This is a genomic window from Nocardia cyriacigeorgica, assembly GCF_010868145.1.
GTDB classification, from domain to species: Bacteria; Actinomycetota; Actinomycetes; order Mycobacteriales; family Mycobacteriaceae; genus Nocardia; species Nocardia cyriacigeorgica_D.
The window spans coordinates 61,272-81,573 of the sequence record NZ_JAAGUY010000001.1; the positions used below are offsets into that span (position 1 = coordinate 61,272).

The window sequence follows — 20,302 nt, forward strand, 5'->3', positions numbered from 1 at the left end:
CGTGTGCTCCTGTGGTCGTCGAGATGCTGAAGGCCACCGGCGCATCGGCCGGCTGGCATCGACGCTAGGAGCTGGGCGGTTCGGCGGCCTCACACGTTTCGGATGAACCAGGTACGGGTTTTTGGATGAAATCCATGCCACAAAGTCATCACAATGCGCACCATCCGGCAAACAAACAGGTACGTTTCACATGAACTGCAAGGCAATGGCGTAATGGCAACGATTCGTTGACGATGCAGCTCCAGGAGGCGCGGTGTCCGCTTCGCAGTCTATAACGCCTGACTCGAGGGGTAGCCAGGATTTTGCCATGGGCGGTGCGGCGGGGCCGGTGGTGCCTGCGCTGCCGTTCCGGCCGATCCGGCTCGTCGGCGCCATAGATGCCTTGGATCTGGCCCGCGACGGGGGAAAGGTCGCGCTGGTATGTGCGCCTGCGGGCACCGGGAAGACCGCGCTGACGGTGGCGTGGGTCGAGGATCGGCTGCGAGGCGACAGCGCAGTGGAGGTCGGTTGGGTCACGGCGACCGAACAGAGCGGCCACCCGGAGACACTGTGGGCGGTGGTCCGGACGGCGCTGGGTCTGCCTCCTGGGCCCCTCGCCCGTGGCGCGATCGACAATCCGACCGCCCATGCCGTCGCGCTCGTGGATGAACTCGGCGCCCGCACCACCCCGGCTGTACTGGTGATCGACGACGCGCACCTGCTGACCGATCCGCTGACTCTGTCGGGAATGGAGTACTTGGTCGCGCACACCCCGGCAACGTTGACCGTGGTGATGCTCGGCAGATTCGACCCGCCGGTGCGCTGGCATTCCTTAGCGCTGACCGGGCGGCTGGTGCGCATGGGTGCGGTCGAACTCACCTTCGGTGACCGGCAGATCGCGGAGCTGTTCGACCAGCACGGAATTCGGCTCACCGACACCGAGATCGAGACCGTCCAGCGGTTGACCGGTGGCTGGGCCGCGCTGGTGCGGATCGCCGCGATCTATCTGGCGGGGCATGCCGACGACCGAGACGGTGCTTTGTCGGCGCTGGCACGGACACCCCATGCGGTCGCGGATTTCCTCGTCGGTGAGGTTCTCGGCCTGTTGCCGCCGCAGACATTGGATTTCGTGCTCGGCACCGCGGTGCCGGTCGCGTTCACCGTCGATATGGCGAATGAACTATGCGGCATGGATTCGGCCCGGATCCTGGAAGATCTCGCGCGGATGAACTTCCCCATCCACCACAAATCCCGCGACGGGGACCTCTGGTACTCCTATCACCCGATGGTCCGCACCTATTTACTGGCCGAGCTACGTCGACGTGATCCGCATCAGGTCGCGGGTTTACACGCGAAGGCCGCCCATTCCCTGGTGGCGATAGGCCATCATCTCGACGCGCTTGCTCATCTGCTGGCCGAGCCCGGCCGGCCGCAGGTGGCAGATTTCCTCCGCGACTATGGCCCACGCATCGTGTTCAGCGGAGAGGGGCCCGCCCTGTTCCAGCAGATCGGTTCGGAGCGGAGCCTGGCCGACGATCCGTTCCTCTGGCTACTGCGTGCCATCGATGCGGTGTCTCGGGCCGACAGCGTGGAGGTCGGGGCCTATCTCGGGCTGCTCACGGCCCGCGGCCGGGGCGAGTCGGAGATCGTTCCGAATGCCTGGCTGCGTCCGCTGGCGTCTGCTGTTGCGGTGGATGCGCATGTCGCCGGTCATGATGACCATGCCGATCCCGACACGAGTCACCTGCGAATGGCTGCCGTCACCGGGCATGTCGACCTGGACTGCTTCATCGTGCTGCAGGCTGCGACGGCCAGGACGCGTCGTGGCGATATGCGAGACGGCGAGGCCGGGATACTGCACGCCCTGGCGTTGGCCGAACAGGCTGCGCTGCCTCGGCTGGAGATCCTCGCTGTCGCCAGGCTGGCGATGTCGGCGGGTTTGTCTGGTTCGATCGCAGCCATGCGCGAGCGGGCGATGCGGGCGGTGGCACTCGCCGAAAAGTATGCGCTGACCGAGCTGCCCGATGTCGCGCAGGCCAGAATGATGGCCGCCGGCGCCGCCTACCTGTGTGGGGAGCCGTCGCCATTTCCTGACGTCGAACCCGGTCGGCACCGTGGCCACCAGGAAACCTTGATTCCGGCCGCGGTTTGGCACGAGCGTCTCGTGTTCGGGCTCATCGCCTTCGAGTCGGCCGGCGATCGATATGGTGTGGCCGAGGAACTCGATCGCGCTGCGCATCAACTTCTCGACCAGACCCGACCGGCGGAAGCCACAGGCAGGATCCTGCTGCACGTGGTCTGGGTACAGCTGAAAGTCCAGGCGAAAGACGCGGCGCGGCGGCTGATCGAGCACGGTAGGGCAGCGCTGGGACGCACGCCCGAGACGGATGTGGTGGCCGCGGCGCTCGCGGAATCCCAGCACAAACCGGCGAGCACGCTGTCGCTGTTGGAACCGCTGCTCGCGGACCCGGAATCCCTGCACACCAACACCGCAGTGACCGCATGGCTGTTATTCGCCTCGGCCTGTCATCAGCTGGATCGGCCAGCCAAGGTGTACGAGGCGCTCGACAACGCGCTCGCTGCGGCCGCGCCCGATCAGATCATCCGCCCGTTCCTCGATGTACCCGGCACCGTGGAGTTGCTCGACGCCAACGCCGGTCGTTTCGGGCATGGCGACGCCTTGGTCGACACCATTCGCGCGCATCCGAGCGCACTGCGTTCGGCCGACGCGCCTCATCTCACCGAGACCGAGCTGACGGTGCTGCGCCAGCTACCGTCCGGGCGGACATCGCAGAACGTCGCCAAGGACATGGGTGTCTCGATCAATACGGTCAAGACCCATCTGCGCGGCATCTACCAGAAACTCGGTACCACCTCCCGTGCCGATGCCATTGCGCAGGCCCGGCAGCTTGGCCTGCTGTAGCAGGCCACCCGGCGGGATTCACCCGTATCGGATGATGTGGCAACAGCGTGGGCAGCCGCATGCTGGAGCAGATGCTCGGAGTCGAACACACCCGGACACGAGGGAGGTACCGAGCCGATGCCAGCGCCGATGCGATATCAGTTCATCATCGAGGGTGAACTGTCCGAACGCGCGCTGGCAGCCTTCCCCGAACTGGCCGCGAGTACGCACTCGGCGCGCGCGACGACAACCCTGTACGGACCGGTCGCCGACAACACGGCGATGCGAGGAATCCTCGCGCGCATCGACTCCCTCGGTCTGACGTTGCTGGAAATGGCGCGTTTGCCGGACTGAGGCGCTCGCGCTCGGCGCAGGCGCCAGTGCGATCGGGTAGCTGATTCTGTTGCAGCGCTCGAGGATTCGAGTCCGCGCCGCCGGCGTCGGCCTGTTCTTCGGCTCGCGCACCTTTGGCGGCAGCATCACGATGATGGCGGCCATCGCGGTCGTGGCCACGCCGTGCTGACGCTCGCCATGCCGGATCCGGGCCAACCGCTGAGCTGGGGATCGCAGGTGAGCGGTCGTGCTACGGAGTCGCGGCCTACCGCGCCGTGGTGCTACGCCTCGGCAGCTTCCAGCCCGGCCGCGGGAAGTGGCAGGTGTAGCCCTCCGGGAAGCGCTCCAGGTAGTCCTGGTGTTCGGGTTCGGCCTCCCAGAACTCGGGAGCGGGCGTCACCTCGGTGACCACCTTGCCCGGCCAGAGCCCGGAATCGTCGACGTCGACGATGGTCTCCAAGGCAGTCCGCCGCTGGTCGTCGTCGAGGTAGAAGATCTCCGACCGGTAGCTGGTGCCGATGTCGTTACCCTGCCGGTCCTTCGTGGTGGGGTCGTGGATCTGGAAGAAGAACTCCAGCAGCGCCCGGTAATCGGTCTGCTCGGGGTCGTAGACGATCTCGACCGCCTCGGCATGACCGGGATGGTTGCGGTAGGTCGGGCGGTCATTGCTGCCGCCGGTGTAGCCGACCCGCGTCGACAGCACCCCCGGCTGCTTACGGATCAGATCCTGCATCCCCCAGAAGCACCCACCCGCCAGCACCGCTTTCTGTGGACTGCTCACGCCGTCTCCTTCTCGATCGCATGTTCTCGGTACCGCCGCCCCGTCCCTCACGAACTCCGGGACGTCGGGTCGACCCATACAACGTGGTGGGCCGCCGGGCCTATTCCATCAGCTGACCCGCGGCGGTGGGTTCGACCCCACCCGCCGCGAAGGCTGGATCCAGGAGGTTACAGGCCCGGCGGCCCGCCGTTCAGTCGGTGAAGGGCACGTGGGCGGGTGGGCAACCGGTGTCGGGCAGTTTCAGATCGATCAAATAGCGCTCCTGGACGGCTCGCACGCAGGGGCTGGTCGGGTCGTGACCGTAACCGGGGATGACCAGCAGGTGTGCATTGCCGAGAGCTTGTTCCGCGCGCTGTGCGAGCGACAGGGGAGTGGCCGGGTCGAACCGGTTGTTGATGAGCAGTGCGGGGGTCTGCGTGTGTAGCGTCCACGGGCCGGTGTAGCGCTGCGGGTAGCCCGTCGGGGGAGCGGGCCAGGAAGCGCAGGCCTGCAACGGGTACAACCAGTACGCACCGTATTCGGGTGAGGTCGCGGCAAACGTGGGCCAGCGTTCCGGGTCACGGGGAAATGCGTTGTCGGCGCAGGAAATTGCGGTGTAGGACTCGAGGAAGTCATTGGTGTACGGCACCGCCGACAAAACCTCACGGGCAGTGTTGGGATCGCCCTGCGGGCCACGCTCGAGTTCGGTGAGCAGCTGCGCCAGGGCGGGCCAGCCCTGCTCGGAGTCGTAGAGCAGGGCGACGTGTACCAACATCACATCGCGATAGCTCACCGGCAGTGCCTCGGCCCCCGTGCCGACAACGATCGGATCCTGCTTCAGCCGGTCCAGCAGTGTGGCAGCGCGGTGCCGCACCCCCTCGCCCGCGAATGCGCATGCGCCGGGTGCCGCGAGTTCGCACAACCTGGCGAATTCGGTGAACACTTCCTCGGTGCCGGCTGCGGTCTGGCCGAGCGCAGCCGCACTGTCGTTGGTGTAGAGATCCGGAGCGACCATCGAGCCCAGCTGCAACGCCCGCACGCGATCCCCGAACAATGCGCCGTACACCTGACCCAAATAACTGGCGTAGGAGTAGCCGATGTAGTTCATCTGCGCCTCACCCATCGCCCGGCGCAGCAGGTCCAGGTCACGTGCCGCATCGACAGTGGTCAAGTGCGGAAGCAGGTCGCCACTGTGCTCAGAGCAGCCCGCAGCCAGTTCGCGGGCTGCCACCGCCGCGGCGGCTTGCTGATCGCTGTTCACCGGTGGCAGCGCCACATCGTCCCAGAACTGTTGCTGGGCAGCGGGGTCGGCGAAGCAGTGCACCTGGCTACTGCGCCCGATGCCACGCTGGTCGAAGGTCACCACGTCGAATCGCCGCGCGAGCTCACCCGAAAGGATGTCGGTATCTCGGGCCCAGTCGTACCCGGAGCCGCCTGGACCGCCGACCCCGGCGAACAACGTGCCGATGCGATGGTCCGGATCCGCCGCAGGACGACGGACCACCGCCAACGGCAGGGTGCGTTCGGCCGGCCTCGAATAGTCGAGCGGCACCTGCGCCACCGCGCACTCGTATCCGTCGAGTTCGGGTTCGCCGCACGCCCCCCAATTCAGCTGCGGCGTTGGCGCGGCATCGGCCTCCGCGACCAGCTGCGTTACGCGAGCCGAAGCATTGTCACCTCCGTCGCCGCCCTCGGTCATCGAATCCACACACCCCGCCAACGCCACCGTCAGCACCACTACAAGAACAGATCTCGTCCACCGCACCGCTCGATGATCTACCGGCACGGTGGGCGCGGCATCCTCCTTTGGATCGATATCCGACCCCGACATCGGGCAACGCTGTGCGGGTCGGGCAGCGGTCTGTCGCCGGTGTCCGACAGGTGGAATTCACCCGCGACGGGTGAACCGCACGCCCGCATCCGTCGATAGCGTCCGCCGTATCCGCTTCCGGTCAGATATCCGAAATGTCGACGTGAGGGACAAAATGACGACACATTTGAACTTCGATGACACGACCGATTTCGAGAACGCCGACCGCGGATTCATCGAGGCACTCGACCCACCGGAGATTCGCGCTGCTGACGGTCGCGTCATCTGGGACATGGGTGCCTACAAATTCCTGACCGGCGACTGCCCTTCGACTGCGAACCCCAGCCTGTGGCGGCAGGGGCAGCTGTGCAGCAAACAGGGACTGTTCGAGGTCACCGACGGCATCTATCAGGTACGCAACTTCGATCTGTCGAACATGACGCTCGTCGAGGGGCATGACGGTGTCATCGTCATCGATCCCCTGATCTCGGCCGAAACCGCGGCCGCCGCGCTTGCGCTGTACCGGCGTCACCGTGGCGATCGCCCGGTCACAGGGATGATCTACACGCACTCCCATGTAGACCACTTCGGCGGGGCGCGCGGCGTCGTGCCGGAGGGCCATCCGCCAGTGCCGATTCTCGCCCCGATCGGTTTCCTCGAGCATGCGGTCAGTGAGAACGTCTACGCAGGCAACGCGATGACCCGCCGGGCGATCTTCATGTACGGCACCGGCCTGGACAAGGCGCCTGATGGGCAGATCGGTGCCGGGCTCGGCATGACCACGTCGACCGGCACCGTCACCCTCATCCCGCCGACGGTCGACATCACCCACACCGGCCAGGTGGAGGAGATCGACGGTGTCCGGATCGTCTTCCAGCTCACGCCCGGCACCGAAGCCCCCGCCGAGATGAATTTCTTGTTCCCGGACCGGCGGGCGCTCTGCATGGCCGAGAACGCGACGCACAATATGCACAATGTGCTGACATTGCGCGGGGCGGTCGTGCGTGACAGCCGGATCTGGGCGCACTATCTGGACGAGGCGATCGGGCTGTTCGGTGACAAGGCCGATGTCGCCTTCGCTTCGCACCACTGGCCGACGTGGGGGACCGAGAACTGGACCGCGTGGCTGGCGCAGCAACGAGACATGTACGCCTACATGCACGATCAGACCCTTCGCCTGACCAACCGCGGTCTGACCGGCCCGGAGATCGCCGAGGAACTGGCTCTGCCTCCTGCCCTGGACGGGGCATGGGCCGACCGCGGCTACTACGGTTCGCTCAGCCACAACATCAAGGCGATCTACCAGCGGTACATGGGTTGGTTCGACGGCAACCCCGCTCATCTGTGGGAGCACCCACCGGCCGAGCTCGCGCAGCGGTATGTCGCCGACTACGGCGGTGTCGAGGCGCTCATCGCCAAGGGGCGCGAGTACGCCGATCGAGGCGACCTGCGATTCGCGGCAACGCTGCTGAACCACGCGGTATTCGCCGAACCGGACAACGACGCCGCCAAGCAGGCGCTGGCCGAGGTGTACGACAAGCTCGGCTACGGGTCCGAGAACGGCACCTGGCGCAACTTCTTCCTCGTCGGTGCGCGAGAGCTGCGGCACGGAGCGACGCCCGTCGACCTCGACACCGCGAACGCGGAACTGATGTCGGCATTGAGCGTCGACATGATCATCGACGCGCTGGCCGTGCGGGTGGACGGGCCTCGCGCCGCGGGGTCCGGTTTCACGATGGATTGGAAGTTGACCGACGAGGACAGAGTCGTCCGGTTGACGATGTCGAACGGTGCGCTGACGCACCGCACAGGCACCGAGGATGCGCCGCTTCGAGGTCCAGCGGGTCTGACTCTGACCTTGACCAAAGAACAGCTGCTGAGCATGTTGGCGGGCAAGGCCACCGCGGGCATCGGCCTCGACGGCGACCAGTCCCTCCTCGCGACATTGACCGGACTGCTCGACACACCCGACCCCCGCTTCCCGATCGTCACGCCGTAGAACACCGAGGAAGGGCCAGGCATGACACACATGACACAACCCGAGCGGCATCCGGTCAAGCAGGGTGTCGCAGCCGTGACCTCCATCGCCGTGGCGGTGCTGCTACTGGTCGTTGGTGTGCTCTCGATTCTCCAGGGCATCTCCGCGCTCGCGACCGACGAATTGTTCATCACCGGACCGGAGTACGCGTATCAGTTCGATACGACGACGTGGGGCTGGATCCACCTCGTGCTCGGAGTGCTGATCGTCATCACGGCGATCGCGCTCATGGCCGGTACCGTCTGGGCCCGTGTCGCCGCGGTGTTCCTTGCGGGTCTGTCCATCATCGGAAACTTCCTGTGGATCCCGTACTACCCGTGGTGGTCGATTCTGGTGATCGCGCTGAACATCGTCGTCATTTGGGCGGTGTCAACGTGGCGGACGGGCTAGGTCCGGCCGGCTCGGTGGGCCTTTCGCGCGAGTTCATCCGAATCGGGTGAAGCGTCGCGCGTGCCTCCACCGGCACGATGTGCCCATGACGCACTCATCCGAACTCGGGCCGGTAGAGCTGGTCGTCCTCTCGTTTCCCGGCACACGTATCGACTCCGCTGTCACCACCGCGCTGGCCGAAGTGGTCGACCGCGGTTACGTCACCGTGGTCGACCTCATCTACCTGGCGATGGACGACGCCGGTGAGGTGCGCCAGATCGAAGTGGACGAATCGTTGACCGATATCGGTCTCGACGGTGTCACGGTCGACGCTCGCGGGCTGGTCAGCGATGACGATCTCGACGTCGTGCGGGCCGCGATGGACCCGGGCACTTCGGCAGTGGTGATCGTCTACGAGCAGACCTGGGCACGCAAGCTGGCTGGCACTGTTCGTGATGCAGGCGGAGAAGTCGCGTTGCACGTGCAGATACCCCGCGACGCGGTCGAAGCTGCCCTGTCGGTTCAGTAAGAGGAGGACACATGGTTTTTCGCGGAGGACGAGCCGGGCGACCAGGGCTGCTCGGCACCGTCGCACGCACCGCCGTCGTATCGGGAACCGCCCGCGCCACGGCGAACGCCGTCGACCGGCGATCACAACGCCGCGCGGCCGAAAGCCAGGCGTATACGGCACAACAGCAAGCCCCGCCGCCACCACCGACGCCCACCCCACCGCCGACACCTTCCGGTTCCGACGATCTGGTGGCGAAGTTGCAACAACTGGGCCAGCTCCACGATTCCGGAGTGCTGTCCGACGACGAGTTCGCCGCGGCCAAGCGACAATTGCTGGGCTGAGGTGTACAGGCGCTTTCGCGAGCCGCTCGCCTCCCCGCTGGGTAGGTCCACCTGTGCGGTGCTCGGCCGCGATTACATGTCGGGGACGAAATGTCGTCCTGCACCAGAAACCTCGAAATCACGCAAGGGACATGAGTAGCCATGGTGGAGCGAAAGAATGACCGTCGCGAGGTACTTCCGATTCCCGATCGACAGCATCTGGGTCTGACCACCTACGATGCGAAAGATCCCGACACCACGTTTCCGCCTATCGAGCCGCTGTTGCCGCCGGCCGGGGCGCCCAATGTCCTGGTGGTTCTGCTCGATGATGTCGGATTCGGAGCGAGCAGCGCCTTCGGTGGGCCTGCGAACACCCCGACCGCAGAACGATTACAGCGTGGTGGACTGACCTACAACCGATTTCATACCACCGCCCTGTGTGCGCCGACCCGGGCCGCCCTGCTCAGCGGTCGCAACCATCACTCGGTCGGCATGGGGATGATCACCGAAACCGCGACATCCGCGCCTGGTTCGTCCGGTTTACGCCCGAATACCAAAGCCTCGTTGCCGATGACGTTGAAACTGAACGGTTATTCGACAGCGCAATTCGGTAAATGCCATGAAGTTCCGCCATGGCAGACCTCGCCGATCGGTCCGTTCGACGCGTGGCCGACCGGTGGCGGCGGGTTCGAACACTTCTACGGCTTCATCGGGGGCGAGAACAATCAGTACTATCCGGCGCTGTACGAGGGTGTCACCCCGGTCGAGCCGGACAAGACGCCCGAACAGGGCTACCACCTGACCGAGGATCTCGCCGACCACGCCATCGATTGGATCCGGACCCAGAAGTCACTCGCCCCCGACCGGCCCTTCTTCGTCTATTTCGCGCCCGGTGCGACCCATGCACCGCATCACGTGCCCACCGAATGGTCGGACAAGTACGCGGGCCGGTTCGCCGACGGCTGGGATGCGCAGCGTGAAGCGATACTCGCCGAACAGAAGCGGCGCGGAATCGCGCCTGCCGACACCGAGCTCACCGCACGCCCCGATGCGATTCCGGCGTGGGAGGATATGGACGACACACTCAAACCGGTGCTGGAGCGGCAGATCGAGGTGTATGCGGGCTTCCTCGAGCACACCGATTTTCATGTCGGCCGGGTTATCGACACCATCGAGGCGCTCGGCGCCCTCGACGACACGCTGATCTTCTACATTATCGGCGACAACGGAGCATCCGCGGAAGGCACGGTCAACGGCGCATTCAACGAGATGGCCAATTTCAACGGCCTCGCCACCATCGAAACACCCGAGTTCATGGCGCAGGTCAAGGAAAAGCTGGGAACGCCGGAAGCGTACAACCACTATTCGGTCGGCTGGGCGTGGGCGATGTGCGCACCGTTCCAATGGACCAAGCAGGTCGCCTCGCACTGGGGAGGCACCCGCAATGGCACGGTCGTCCACTGGCCGAACGGCATCACGAGCAAAGGCGCGGTGCGGTCGCAGTTCACCCACGTCATCGATGTGGCGGCGACGGTGCTCGAGGCGGCCGGGCTGCCCGATCCCACATTCGTCAACGGTGTTCAGCAGGCCCCGCTGGAAGGCCAGAGCATGGTGTACAGCTTCGACGAGCCCGACGCGCCGGAGCGGCACGATCTGCAGTACTTCGAGATGGCGGGCAACCGCGGGATCTACTACAAGGGCTGGAGTGCGGTCACCCGGCACAGCACGCCGTGGCTGCCGAACGAGGTGCTGCCGGCTCTCGACGACGATGTCTGGGAACTGTACGACGGCAGCACCGACTGGTCGCAGGCGCGCGATCTGGCCGCCGAACAGCCCGAAAGGCTCGCGGCACTGCAGCGCCTGTGGTTGATCGAGGCGGTGAAGTACAACGTCCTGCCCATCGACGATCGCAGGTTCGAACGATTGAATCCGACCATCGCGGGCAGGCCGCAGGTGGTGACGGGCAATAAGCAGGTGCTGTTCCCCGGGATGCGCAGGCTCAGCGAGCACAGCGTCATCGACATCAAGAACCGGTCGTTCTCGGTGACCGCGGCGATCGAAACGCCGAAGGAGGGGCCGACCAACGGTGTGGTCATCGCCCAGGGCGGTCGTTTCGGCGGATGGGCGTTCTACGTCCGCGACGGGCGGGTGAAATTCGTCTACAACCTGCTCGGTATGACCGAGTGGATCATCGGCGCGACCGAGGATCTGCCCACCGGCCGTCACCAGATCCGCGCGAGCTTCGCCTACGACGGCGGTGGCCTGGCCAAAGGTGGTGAGGTCACCCTCTATGTCGACGGGCGAGCCGTGGGCAGTGGACGGATCGAGCAGACCCAGCCGATGATCTTCTCCGCTGACGAGACCACCGATATCGGCGATGACTTCGGTATGCCGGTCAGCGGCGACTACTCCGGGGTCAGCAAGTTCAACGGAAGCATCGATGTGGTTCAGCTCGATGTCGGTGACGACGACCATTCCCATCTCATCGACCCCGCCGAGGTAGCTCGCGTCGCGACCTCGCGCCAGTAGCGGTGACTCCTCGATCGGCGCGAAATCGGAGCCGTTCGCACCGTCGCCGCAGCGTCCGCGCCGCGAACGCGCAACTGTTGTGCGCTGCCGCCGGGGTAGGGCTTGGAATCACGATGCCGCGCATCCCCGGCGGACCGCGGGCCCCCGCTGCGCACGTCGTCGATCTGCTGTTCGGCGCGGGGCTCGGTCTCCTCGGGGTGGTCGCGCTGATCTTCTCGCTGCTGTTCCTCGTCCTGCAGTGGGTCGCGACGACATTCACCCCGCGCCTGACGCTGTTCCGTGATGCACCGATCGTGTGGCGAACCTTCGCCTTCGCGATCGGCCTCGTCGCGTTCTGCCTCACTGCTGCGTTGGCCATCGGAGACGACCGTGACGTCTCCGTGGCCGTCCCCGCCACCGCGATGCTGCTAGTGCTCGTCATGCTCTGGGCCCTGCGAACACTGCAGCTGCGAGCGTTCGCCGCCATCCAGCTCGTTCCTGCCCTGAAATCGATCGCGGCCCGGGGTCGTGCCATGCTCGGCGAGCTCGAGGTCAGGCGTGATCGCGCGCCACCGGCGCAGCCGATGCCGCCGCACCGGACCACGATCAGCTGGCCGGATCCGCCGACCGTGCTGCAACGCCTGGACACGGACCGGCTGCTCGCCGTCGCCCACGCCGCGGACGCGGTGCTCGTCCTGCGCGCCGCTCCCGGCGCGACACTGAGCCGCGGCATGCCGGTAGCCGATGTGCATGGTGCCGTGCTGACCGCGGACTCGGTGCTGACCGGGCTGGTCGTCGGAAACGAACGCGGGTTCGACCAGGACCCGCTACTGGCCTTCCGGCTGCTCGCCGACATCGCGCTACGGGCGCTCTCCCCAGCGGTCAACGACCCAGCGACCGCGGTTCAAGCACTTGACGAAATCGGGGACCTGCTCATGCAGGTAGCGGTCGCGCCGCTGATGCCGTTGCGGCTTTCCGATCTGGCCGGTACCCCGAGACTGATCGTGCCACTACCAGATTGGGATACCTTTCTCCGTGTGTCAGTAGACGACATCATCTTTGCCGCGTCCTCCCCGATGGTCCTGCGACATGTGCGTGAAGTGCTCGAGCGGGTCGTCGGCCACGCCGATCCGGACCGGCGCAGCTTTCTCGCGCCACGATTGTCCTGGGTGGCCGAAGAAATGCAGAACCGCTTCCCGCAAGTGGCGTTCACCACTGCGGCGCCCGACGTCACCTGACAGTCGGCTGGGTCGACGCGGATCAGAGCGACGTGCGGTCGGGCGAAAACGCGTGTGGGCCGATGCGGCTGAACCGAAGTCTGGTCGTGTGCTGGTTCGCCGCTCGGTGAGCGTCGTCACCTGGCAACCTCACGAGTGGGTATCCGGCGTCGGTGATATCGCGGCCCTCATTAGCATTTATGTGGCGAATACATCGAGGGAAGGCCGAGGACCCGCGTTGACTACCGAACAACTTGACCGCTGGAACGCCCAGGAAGCCGCCGCTGAGGCGATGATCCCCGCCATCGGCAGGTTGTATCGGGACAAGGGCGTGACGATCCTGCTGCACAGTCGGTCGCTGGTGAACAAGTCGGTGATCAGCATCCTGCGTACGCACCGTTTCGCACGTCAGATCGAGGGCGAAGAGCTGTCGGTGCACGAGACCCTTCCGATCCTGGAAGTGCTCACCGAGCTGGACCTGGGTCCCTGCAAGATCGACCTCGGTCAGTTGATCATGGCCTATCGCGCGGACGATCGTGGACTGTCCATTCGCGAGTTCACAGCCGCCGTCCTGGCCGATGTGACCAACGACAACAAGGCGCAGGCGCAGGGGCCGCGGGATGTGGTCCTCTATGGCTTCGGCCGCATCGGCCGTCTCGTCACCCGCCTGCTCATCGAGAAGGTCGGGTCAGGTAACGGGCTGAACCTGCGGGCCGTTGTGGTGCGCAAGGGTGGCGCCGACGATCTGATCAAGCGTGCGTCGTTGCTGCGCCGGGATTCGGTACACGGCCAGTTCAACGGCACGATCAAGGTCGATGCCGACAACGACACGATCATCGCCAACGGCAACGTGATCAAGTTCATCTACAGCAATGATCCGTCGACGGTCGACTACACCGAGTACGGCATCACGGACGCTATCCTGATCGACAACACCGGCAAATGGCGTGATCGCGACGGTCTGTCGCAGCATCTGCGCCCCGGCATCGCCAAGGTCGTACTCACCGCACCCGGTAAGGGCGATGTCCCGAACGTGGTGCACGGCGTCAACCACCGGACGCTGGACCTGTCGCAGCAGATCTTCTCGTGCGCCTCGTGCACGACCAATGCGATCGTGCCGCCGCTCAAGGCCATGGATGACGAATTCGGCATCATCCGCGGCCATGTGGAGACGGTGCACTCGTTCACCAACGACCAGAACCTGCTGGACAACTATCACTCCGCCGACCGCCGCGGCCGCTCCGCGCCGTTCAATCTCGTGCTCACCGAAACCGGTGCCGCGTCCGCGGTCGCGAAGGCGATGCCGGACTTCAAGGCCAAGATCACCGGCAATTCGATCCGCGTCCCCACCCCCGACGTCTCGATGGCCATCCTCAACCTGCAGCTCCACCGCGAGACAACCAAGTCCGAGGTGCTCGAGTACCTGCGCCAGGTGTCACTCGCCGGACCGTTGAGCAGAAACCTCGACTACACCGCCGCCACGGACGCGGTTTCCAGCGATTTCATCGGATCGCGCGCGGCATCGATCATCGACGCCAACGCCACGATCGTCGAGGGCGACACCGCGATCCTGTACGTCTGGTACGACAACGAATTCGGCTACTCCTGCCAGGTGGTGCGGACGGTCCAATACATCTCGGGCATCGAGTACCCGACCTATCCGCAGATCGGCGCGCAGCAGAGCGAGGCCGCGCTGACCGCGCGCTGATCTCGCATCCTGTTGCGGTAGCCCCCGGGTATCCGGCGGTTGATGCTGTCCTGCACTACCGGTGTTCGGGATTGGCGAACTCGGGTCGGCAGCCTGCGTCCCATTCGCTGCGCCGGTTGCCCTCAGCGGGGAAGCCTCCGGCGTCCCGCAGCATCGCAGCCAGGTGCAGCAGGTTGTAGGTCATGAAGGTCAGATTGCGGTTGGTGAAGTCGTTGGCCGGTCCTCCCGATCCGGGATCCAGGTAGGAAGGGCCAGGGCCGGCCTCCCCGATCCAGCCGGCGTCGGCTTGCGGCGGGATGGTGTATCCGAGGTGCTGCATGCTGTAGAGCAGGTTCATCGCGCAGTGCTTGACGCCGTCCTCGTTCCCGGTGATCAAGCATCCGCCGACGCGACCGTAGTAGGCGTACTGCCCGGCGTCGTTCAGCAGGCTCGAACAGCTGTACAGGCGTTCGATCACCCGCTTCATCACCGAACTGTTGTCACCGAGCCAGATCGGCCCGCACAGCACCAGGACGTGCGCCGCCATCACCTTCTCGAACAGTTCGGGCCACGCATCGCGCGCCCACCCGTGCTCGGTCATATCCGGCCATACACCGGTCGCGATATCGTGATCGACGGCGCGGACCACCTCGATGTCTACGCCGTGCTGCCGCATGATGCCTGCCGAACGGTCGATCAGCCCGTCGGTATTGCTGACTTCGGGCGACGGTTTGAGTGTTGCGTTCATGAACAACGCCCGCAGCCCGGTGAACCGGCCGGACACTTCGCCCTGCGCCTGTGGTTGATCCACGTTCGCTCCTTTCTTCGCGCCGACGGATGGCCGAACTATCTGCGCGGCATCCGTGCTTCGCATTCGTCCAACGGCACTCCGGACTATTTCAGCAGGTCGCGCGACCGCCGCGGTGTGGAGCCAGACGATCGTGACCGGGCCGGAACCGGCCGGATCGCGATCGTCAATTGATGCACCCGCCCAAGAAGTGCTTGGCCTTGCCGATCATGCTGCGGCCGTGTTGATCATGCGGCGGCCTGCTAGTGCGGTCACACTGAGGGTGATGACTGCGCCGGCCATGATGGAGACGGCGTAGGGGAGCGGGGCAAGGGCCGCGAGTGGGTCGCCGGTTTTGGTGCTCGCGAAAGGCGCGGTGCTCGCGAATGCGCCGAGGCCGCCTGCGACGGCGCTGACGGTGACGGCTGCGGTGGCTTCGCTGATGAGCATCCGCCGCGACTGTGTGGCTGTGGCTCCGATGAGGTGCATCGAGACGAACTCGGTGTGGCGGCGGGCGATGGAGGCAACGAGGTTGTTGGACAGCGCGATTGCCATGAACGCGGCGATGAGGACCACCACCAAGTAGTTGATGGCGGCCAGTAGCTGTCCGTCGCCGCCCTCGGCGCCGTAGTCGTTCTCGATGCCCTGCATGGAGAGTGTGCCTGCGGCGACACCGATGAAGAGGGTCAGGAAGGTGACCGCGGGCCGTACCCGTTCCGGGGCCGCGGCGAGATTGAGCGCCGTGAGATGCCCGGCGGCGCCCGCGCGCAGGGCGGGGACCTTCCCGAAGACGAACTCGGCCATGGTGATCAGTTCCGGCGCGAGGAGGCTCGCCCCCACGGCCACGAGCACACATCCGGGGCCGGTGAGCGCGGTCGTCAAGATATCGGCCGGATCGATCGCGAGCACGGTGAACGAGGAGGCGAGCCCGGCTATGAGCACTGAGATCGCCGCGATCGGGCGTGCGCGGCCGGTGCGGCCGCGCACCCGCGCTGGGCTCGGGTCGTCGACCGGGCTGCGGGAGGCGATGGTCCGGCTGCCGATCCACGCGGCGGCGATACTGGCACCGAGCATCGAGGCCGCCCCGATCAGCGGTAGCGCCGCGCCGGGGAAATAACCGGTCGCGTCGTCGACGAGGCCGGTGCCGCGGATGCCCGCGAGCAAACCGGCGCCAAGCAGCTGCCCGCCGCCGAGCCCCGGAACCGCGGCAATGGCAGCGACCACCGCGGTCTCGGCGACCACCATCCGGCGTACTTGTGACGGGGTCGCGCCGACGAGTCGAATACCCGCGATCTCGCCTGCCCGGCCCTGGAGCGCCACGCCGATCGTGGAGACCATGGCGAACACGACGATCGCCAGCACCCAGCCACCCAGGATCAGTGGAAACCGAACCAGAAAGTCGCGGTCGCCGACGGCGGTATCCGACGAGAGTCCCGTGCCCAGCAACCCGGCCATGGCGGTGACCAGGGCTGTCCCGACCATCGCCACGAGACCGGTGGTGACCGCGGCGGCTTTGTGGTGCGCGAACGAGCGCACGGCGAGGCCGATCATCGCGACCTCACATTCGAGGCCCGCTCGGCGGATTCGACCAGCACGGCCATGCGGTTCGCGACCTCCCTGGCCGTGGGTCGCGTGACGCGGTCGACCACGCGGCCGTCGGCGAGAAACAGAACCTCGTCGGAGTATGCGGCGGCGACCGGGTCGTGGGTGACCATGATGATGGTCTGCCCCTGGTCGGCAAGGCCGCGCATGAGTGTGAGGACCTCGCGGGCACTGCGGATGTCGAGCGCTCCGGTGGGCTCGTCGGCGAAGACCACCTCGGGGTTCGTGATCAGCGCTCTGGCGATCGCGACGCGCTGCCGCTGGCCGCCGGAGAGCTGGTCGGGGCGGTGCCCGGCACGCTCGTCGAGGCCGACGCGGGCGAGCAGCGCTCGGGTCCGGTCGCGGTCGGGCCGATGCCCGTCCAGACGGATCGGAAGTTCGACATTGTCGACAGTGGAGAGCGCCGGTAGCAGGTTGAACGACTGGAAAACGAACCCGATTCGACGGCGGCGCAGCTTCGCCAGCTGGGTCTGGTCCAGTGCGTCGAGGGGCTGTCCGTCGAAGGCGATATGGCCCGACGTCGGCACCTGCAGCCCGGCAGCGCAGTGCAGCAGGGTGGTTTTGCCGGAGCCCGACGGGCCCATGACCGCGGTGAACGAACCCGGGGCGAGGTCGAGGTCGACGCCTCGCAGCGCGTGGACCGGGCCGCTCTCCCCTGGGTACTCGCAGCGCAGTGCCCGCAGGCGAAGCACCGGCGGGGTGGAAGTAGTGGTGTGCATGGTGTCCCTTCGCGGCATAAACAATCGTTGTAAACATACGTTATAAACGAACGTTTATCCAATAGTATGAGCGCATGGGCAACCGAGACAAGCTCCTGCAGGCAGCGCGCGACTGCCTGCTCTCGCTGGGGTACGCCAAGACGACCGTGCGCGAGCTGGTCAAGGCTTCCGGGGCCAACCAGGCGTCGATCAACTACCACTTCGGGTCAAAGGAGCGCCTGCTCACCGATACGCTGCACGACCTCAATCGCGAATGGGGCGATATCCTCTTCGCCGCCCTCGGCGGTGACGACCCGCCCGGTCCGGCGGGCAACGAGGCTCGGTGGGACCGGATCGTCACCTCGATCCGCGACAACCGGGCGCTCTGGTATGTGAATTTCGAGTCCGTCTCGGCGGCGCGCGACGACGAAGAGATCCAGGCGATGATCGCCAACGGTCAGCGCATGGCCCGCCGCAGCCTCGCCCGCGCCTTCGGTGGACTCGACCCCGATAGCGACGATCCCGACACGGTCGAGGCCGTCGGCTCCCACTACTTCGCGCTGCTCGTGGGTGTGGCGAGCCAGTGGCTCGCCGATCCCGACAACGCCCCGGACGCCGCCCGGATCGTTGCGGCCGATACCCGCACCCGTTGACCGCTGACGACAAGGCCGACCGAGCTGCCCGGCGCGTTCGGAGTCGAATTCGCGGATATAGGCACCCGGCCCACGGTGAACCACCCCACCGTCAACTCCGATATGGGTAGGTATTCAGGCCGACAGCTCGGTTGATGAACTGCTCGTCGTCACCATGGCGGGAGACGACGCCTGCGGCGCTACGGCGCAGTTCGCTGGAAGTCGAAGGAGCCCGGCTTGTGTACTGCGTTGGTGGTGAGGGTTCCGGTGATGTGGCCGGGGCCCGGGTCGAACTGGATTTGGGTGCCGCCGGTTCCGTGGATCTGCTGTCGGACGGTTCCGCTGGCGCCGGTGTCGAGATTGCGCCAGTTCACTGCGACTTCGACCGAGCATGGGCCGATGCCGTGGAGGGCGCTGATCAGGCCGAAGTAGGGGGTGTTGGGGCCGTAGATCAGTTCGAAATCGATGTGGCCGACGCAGAAGCCGTTGCTCGACAGTGTTATTGCGTTGTTGAGCGGGTTGCTGTCCGCAGCCGCGATGGGCGCGACGGCGAGCAGGGGGACCGCGACGGTGGCGGCTGCGATGAGGGATCGGGTGGTCTTGTTGCCCAGATGCATTGGTGCCTCTTCCGTCTCGGTTGTCTGACGAACACGCGCGAGTCACGCGGCCGATATCACCGGGCCGCTGATGTCGGGCGGTGGCGGGCCTGGCTCGACCGGCCCGCCCGGCTCACGGCTGCCAGGTGATGCGTCCACCCTGGAAGTCTTGTGCCTTGCCGCCTTCGTGGTCGTATTCGTCGCCGGTGGGGTAGCCGTAGCGGCCGTTCTCGGCGCCGGCGGCGAGCCAGGTGTCGCGGATGGAGCCCCAGATGATGTGGGCGCCGGTGGTGGACGACCAGTAGATGTCGCCGCCGTTGAAGCGGTTGTTGCGTCCGTTGTTCTTGCTGATGGCCTCGTCGGTGATCGGGAAACCGAGGGGGCTGTTCTCCCAGCCGACGGAGCCCCATTTATCGCGGATGGCGCCACCGATCTGGTGGGCGGAGGTGCCGAGGGACCAGTAGATGGAGTTGTTGCGTTCGAAGGCTTGGAAACGGCCGCCACTGGCGTCGAGTTCGGGGGTGATGGGGTTGCCGAAGGTGTTGAAGCCGCCGGCCTGGTCGTATTTGACCTCAATGGCGCCTCCGACGTCGAACGGGCCGATGGGTCGGGCGCCAGCGGTGGTGGCGAAAGCGGTGGTGAGAGCCAGGCCGGTAGCGGCGAGGGCGGTGATGGTGGTGAGGTGACGGCGTGCCAAGTGATCCTCCTGGGTCAGGTGGTGCGCTGTGGGGTTGGGGGATTCGGCCGGGTCCTGCGGTTCAGTTGCCGGGCAGCCATGCGCCGATCGGCATCGGTGGCAGGGTGCGGACCGCGGCCATCACGGTGTCGCAGTAGACCTCGGCCAGCGGCTCCCATTGATTGGTGTTGCAGACGTACCCGCCGGTCTTGTCGTAATGCGAGGAGTGGCCCTTGTAACTCCAGGTCAGGCCATCATCGGAATGACTCCACGGGCACTGTCCGGGTTCAAGTCCTGCGCACGGACCCTCCACGCCCCACGGTCCGACGGGATAGGCGGCGGCCTGTGGAGCGAGGGCGAGAGTGAGCGCGCCCGCGGCGGCGGCCCCAACCAGGACACGTGTAACTGTCGAGTTCATGGACATTCTCCTTCGGCAGATGTAGACGTCAGGCATCCCCGAATGCTCGTCAGCCCTATCGGCCGATCCGCGATCACCGTTAGCGTGGCCGTCGTCTCGCGGCGACGGGCGTGCACGTCACGGGACTCAGCCCGTCGGGTCGATCCGGAACCCGATCTTGACCGTGACCTGGGTGTGGGCGATTGCGCCGTCGACGATGTGGCCGCGCACATTCACCATCTCGAACCATTCGAGATTGCGCACGGTTTCGCCCGCTCGTGCGATCGCATTGGCAATGGCGGGGTCGACGCCGTCTGGAGAGGAACCGACCACCTCGATAACGCGATAGACGTGATCACTCATGCGACGAGTGTGGCAGCCGCCACACCATCGCGGGGCGGGTTGCGCTGATCGACATCTGATCGCGACGGCATCGGGCCAGGTGGAGCGTGTCACAGGCTCCTGGTGTCTGCCGCTGCA

General features: G+C 65.9%; 19 protein-coding genes. 10 read left to right on the forward strand and 9 right to left on the reverse strand.

The genetic code is table 11. The features are described 5' to 3' along the window. Positions 1 to 307: 307 nt before the first annotated feature. Both GV792_RS00315 and GV792_RS00320 read left to right on the forward strand, forming a co-directional pair. Positions 308 to 2,902: a LuxR C-terminal-related transcriptional regulator gene (locus GV792_RS00315; protein ID WP_163821567.1), complete on the forward strand. Its 2,595-nt coding sequence runs from the start codon at positions 308 to 310 to the stop codon at positions 2,900 to 2,902. Between the two features lie 117 nt (positions 2,903 to 3,019). Further along, positions 3,020 to 3,235 (forward strand): hypothetical protein, encoded by a 216-nt coding sequence (locus tag GV792_RS00320; protein ID WP_163821568.1) that lies wholly within the window; start codon positions 3,020 to 3,022, stop codon positions 3,233 to 3,235. Between the two features lie 244 nt (positions 3,236 to 3,479). Here GV792_RS00320 and msrA read toward each other — a convergent pair whose 3' ends face one another. Next, positions 3,480 to 3,995: a peptide-methionine (S)-S-oxide reductase MsrA gene (msrA, locus tag GV792_RS00325; protein ID WP_163821569.1), complete on the reverse strand. Its 516-nt coding sequence runs from the start codon at positions 3,993 to 3,995 to the stop codon at positions 3,480 to 3,482. Positions 3,996 to 4,185: 190 nt separating this feature from the next. After that, positions 4,186 to 5,805, reverse strand: a complete 1,620-nt coding sequence (locus tag GV792_RS00330) for an alpha/beta hydrolase (RefSeq protein ID WP_256673721.1) — start codon at positions 5,803 to 5,805, stop codon at positions 4,186 to 4,188. A 154-nt stretch (positions 5,806 to 5,959) separates the two neighbouring features. On the opposite strand from GV792_RS00330, the gene GV792_RS00335 reads away from it, so the two are divergent. The 7 genes from GV792_RS00335 to GV792_RS00365 all read left to right on the forward strand — a co-directional run bounded on the left by GV792_RS00335 (position 5,960) and on the right by GV792_RS00365 (position 14,455). After that, complete coding sequence (locus GV792_RS00335; RefSeq protein ID WP_163821570.1) at positions 5,960 to 7,783, forward strand: alkyl/aryl-sulfatase; 1,824 nt, start codon at positions 5,960 to 5,962, stop codon at positions 7,781 to 7,783. A gap of 21 nt (positions 7,784 to 7,804) precedes the next feature. Further along, positions 7,805 to 8,212: a DUF7144 family membrane protein gene (locus GV792_RS00340; RefSeq protein WP_163821571.1), complete on the forward strand. Its 408-nt coding sequence runs from the start codon at positions 7,805 to 7,807 to the stop codon at positions 8,210 to 8,212. 85 nt (positions 8,213 to 8,297) lie between these two features. Next, positions 8,298 to 8,720: a DUF6325 family protein gene (locus GV792_RS00345; RefSeq protein WP_163821572.1), complete on the forward strand. Its 423-nt coding sequence runs from the start codon at positions 8,298 to 8,300 to the stop codon at positions 8,718 to 8,720. 11 nt (positions 8,721 to 8,731) lie between these two features. Then, positions 8,732 to 9,043, forward strand: coding sequence for an SHOCT domain-containing protein (locus tag GV792_RS00350; RefSeq protein ID WP_163821573.1), 312 nt, complete (start codon positions 8,732 to 8,734; stop codon positions 9,041 to 9,043). 141 nt (positions 9,044 to 9,184) lie between these two features. Further along, a complete protein-coding gene (locus tag GV792_RS00355; RefSeq protein WP_163821574.1) occupies positions 9,185 to 11,551 on the forward strand; it encodes an arylsulfatase in 2,367 nt (788 codons plus the stop codon). Positions 11,552 to 11,553: 2 nt separating this feature from the next. Then, complete coding sequence (locus tag GV792_RS00360) at positions 11,554 to 12,768, forward strand: DUF2254 family protein (RefSeq protein ID WP_309138718.1); 1,215 nt, start codon at positions 11,554 to 11,556, stop codon at positions 12,766 to 12,768. 217 nt (positions 12,769 to 12,985) lie between these two features. Then, positions 12,986 to 14,455: a glyceraldehyde-3-phosphate dehydrogenase gene (locus tag GV792_RS00365; protein WP_163821576.1), complete on the forward strand. Its 1,470-nt coding sequence runs from the start codon at positions 12,986 to 12,988 to the stop codon at positions 14,453 to 14,455. 55 nt (positions 14,456 to 14,510) lie between these two features. On the opposite strand, the gene GV792_RS00370 is transcribed toward GV792_RS00365, so the two are convergent. The 3 genes from GV792_RS00370 to GV792_RS00380 form a co-directional block, all read right to left on the reverse strand. Continuing rightward, positions 14,511 to 15,182, reverse strand: coding sequence for a flavodoxin family protein (locus GV792_RS00370; protein WP_256668220.1), 672 nt, complete (start codon positions 15,180 to 15,182; stop codon positions 14,511 to 14,513). Between the two features lie 267 nt (positions 15,183 to 15,449). After that, the gene (locus tag GV792_RS00375; RefSeq protein ID WP_163821577.1) at positions 15,450 to 16,772 is read right to left on the reverse strand and encodes an FtsX-like permease family protein; all 1,323 of its coding nucleotides are present in this window, start codon (positions 16,770 to 16,772) and stop codon (positions 15,450 to 15,452) included. Further along, positions 16,769 to 17,560, reverse strand: coding sequence for an ABC transporter ATP-binding protein (locus GV792_RS00380; RefSeq protein WP_256668215.1), 792 nt, complete (start codon positions 17,558 to 17,560; stop codon positions 16,769 to 16,771). Before GV792_RS00380 ends, GV792_RS00375 begins: the two co-directional genes overlap by 4 nt. Before the next feature lie 56 nt (positions 17,561 to 17,616). Between GV792_RS00380 and GV792_RS00385 the strand changes: the two genes are divergently transcribed. Next, a complete protein-coding gene (locus GV792_RS00385; protein ID WP_163821578.1) occupies positions 17,617 to 18,174 on the forward strand; it encodes a TetR/AcrR family transcriptional regulator in 558 nt (185 codons plus the stop codon). Positions 18,175 to 18,353: 179 nt separating this feature from the next. Here the strand turns inward: GV792_RS00385 and GV792_RS00390 are convergent, their stop codons facing one another. From GV792_RS00390 to GV792_RS00405, 4 genes are all read right to left on the reverse strand, one after another. After that, on the reverse strand, positions 18,354 to 18,770 hold the full coding sequence (locus tag GV792_RS00390; protein WP_163821579.1) for a hypothetical protein: 417 nt from the start codon (positions 18,768 to 18,770) through the stop codon (positions 18,354 to 18,356). 112 nt (positions 18,771 to 18,882) lie between these two features. Then, a complete protein-coding gene (locus GV792_RS00395; RefSeq protein WP_163821580.1) occupies positions 18,883 to 19,446 on the reverse strand; it encodes an LGFP repeat-containing protein in 564 nt (187 codons plus the stop codon). 61 nt (positions 19,447 to 19,507) lie between these two features. Then, entirely contained in the window at positions 19,508 to 19,843 is a 336-nt protein-coding gene (locus GV792_RS00400) for a hypothetical protein (RefSeq protein ID WP_163821581.1), read from the reverse strand. Between the two features lie 126 nt (positions 19,844 to 19,969). Beyond that, the gene (locus GV792_RS00405) at positions 19,970 to 20,185 is read right to left on the reverse strand and encodes a dodecin (protein WP_163821582.1); all 216 of its coding nucleotides are present in this window, start codon (positions 20,183 to 20,185) and stop codon (positions 19,970 to 19,972) included. Between the last annotated feature and the right edge of the window lie 117 nt (positions 20,186 to 20,302).

Excerpts from the sequence above, each read along its gene's own strand:
- GV792_RS00315 (WP_163821567.1), top strand. The coding sequence starts at position 308 with ATGGGCGGTGCGGCGGGGCCGGTGGTGCCTGCGCTGCCGTTCCGGCCG.
- GV792_RS00320 (WP_163821568.1), top strand. The coding sequence starts at position 3,020 with ATGCCAGCGCCGATGCGATATCAGTTCATCATCGAGGGTGAACTGTCC.
- GV792_RS00330 (WP_256673721.1), bottom strand. The coding sequence starts at position 5,805 with ATGTCGGGGTCGGATATCGATCCAAAGGAGGATGCCGCGCCCACCGTG.
- GV792_RS00335 (WP_163821570.1), top strand. The coding sequence starts at position 5,960 with ATGACGACACATTTGAACTTCGATGACACGACCGATTTCGAGAACGCC.
- GV792_RS00340 (WP_163821571.1), top strand. The coding sequence starts at position 7,805 with ATGACACACATGACACAACCCGAGCGGCATCCGGTCAAGCAGGGTGTC.
- GV792_RS00345 (WP_163821572.1), top strand. The coding sequence starts at position 8,298 with ATGACGCACTCATCCGAACTCGGGCCGGTAGAGCTGGTCGTCCTCTCG.
- GV792_RS00350 (WP_163821573.1), top strand. The coding sequence starts at position 8,732 with ATGGTTTTTCGCGGAGGACGAGCCGGGCGACCAGGGCTGCTCGGCACC.
- GV792_RS00355 (WP_163821574.1), top strand. The coding sequence starts at position 9,185 with ATGGTGGAGCGAAAGAATGACCGTCGCGAGGTACTTCCGATTCCCGAT.
- GV792_RS00370 (WP_256668220.1), bottom strand. The coding sequence starts at position 15,182 with ATGAACGCAACACTCAAACCGTCGCCCGAAGTCAGCAATACCGACGGG.
- GV792_RS00375 (WP_163821577.1), bottom strand. The coding sequence starts at position 16,772 with ATGATCGGCCTCGCCGTGCGCTCGTTCGCGCACCACAAAGCCGCCGCG.
- GV792_RS00380 (WP_256668215.1), bottom strand. The coding sequence starts at position 17,560 with ATGCCGCGAAGGGACACCATGCACACCACTACTTCCACCCCGCCGGTG.
- GV792_RS00385 (WP_163821578.1), top strand. The coding sequence starts at position 17,617 with ATGGGCAACCGAGACAAGCTCCTGCAGGCAGCGCGCGACTGCCTGCTC.
- GV792_RS00390 (WP_163821579.1), bottom strand. The coding sequence starts at position 18,770 with ATGCATCTGGGCAACAAGACCACCCGATCCCTCATCGCAGCCGCCACC.
- GV792_RS00400 (WP_163821581.1), bottom strand. The coding sequence starts at position 19,843 with ATGAACTCGACAGTTACACGTGTCCTGGTTGGGGCCGCCGCCGCGGGC.
- GV792_RS00405 (WP_163821582.1), bottom strand. The coding sequence starts at position 20,185 with ATGAGTGATCACGTCTATCGCGTTATCGAGGTGGTCGGTTCCTCTCCA.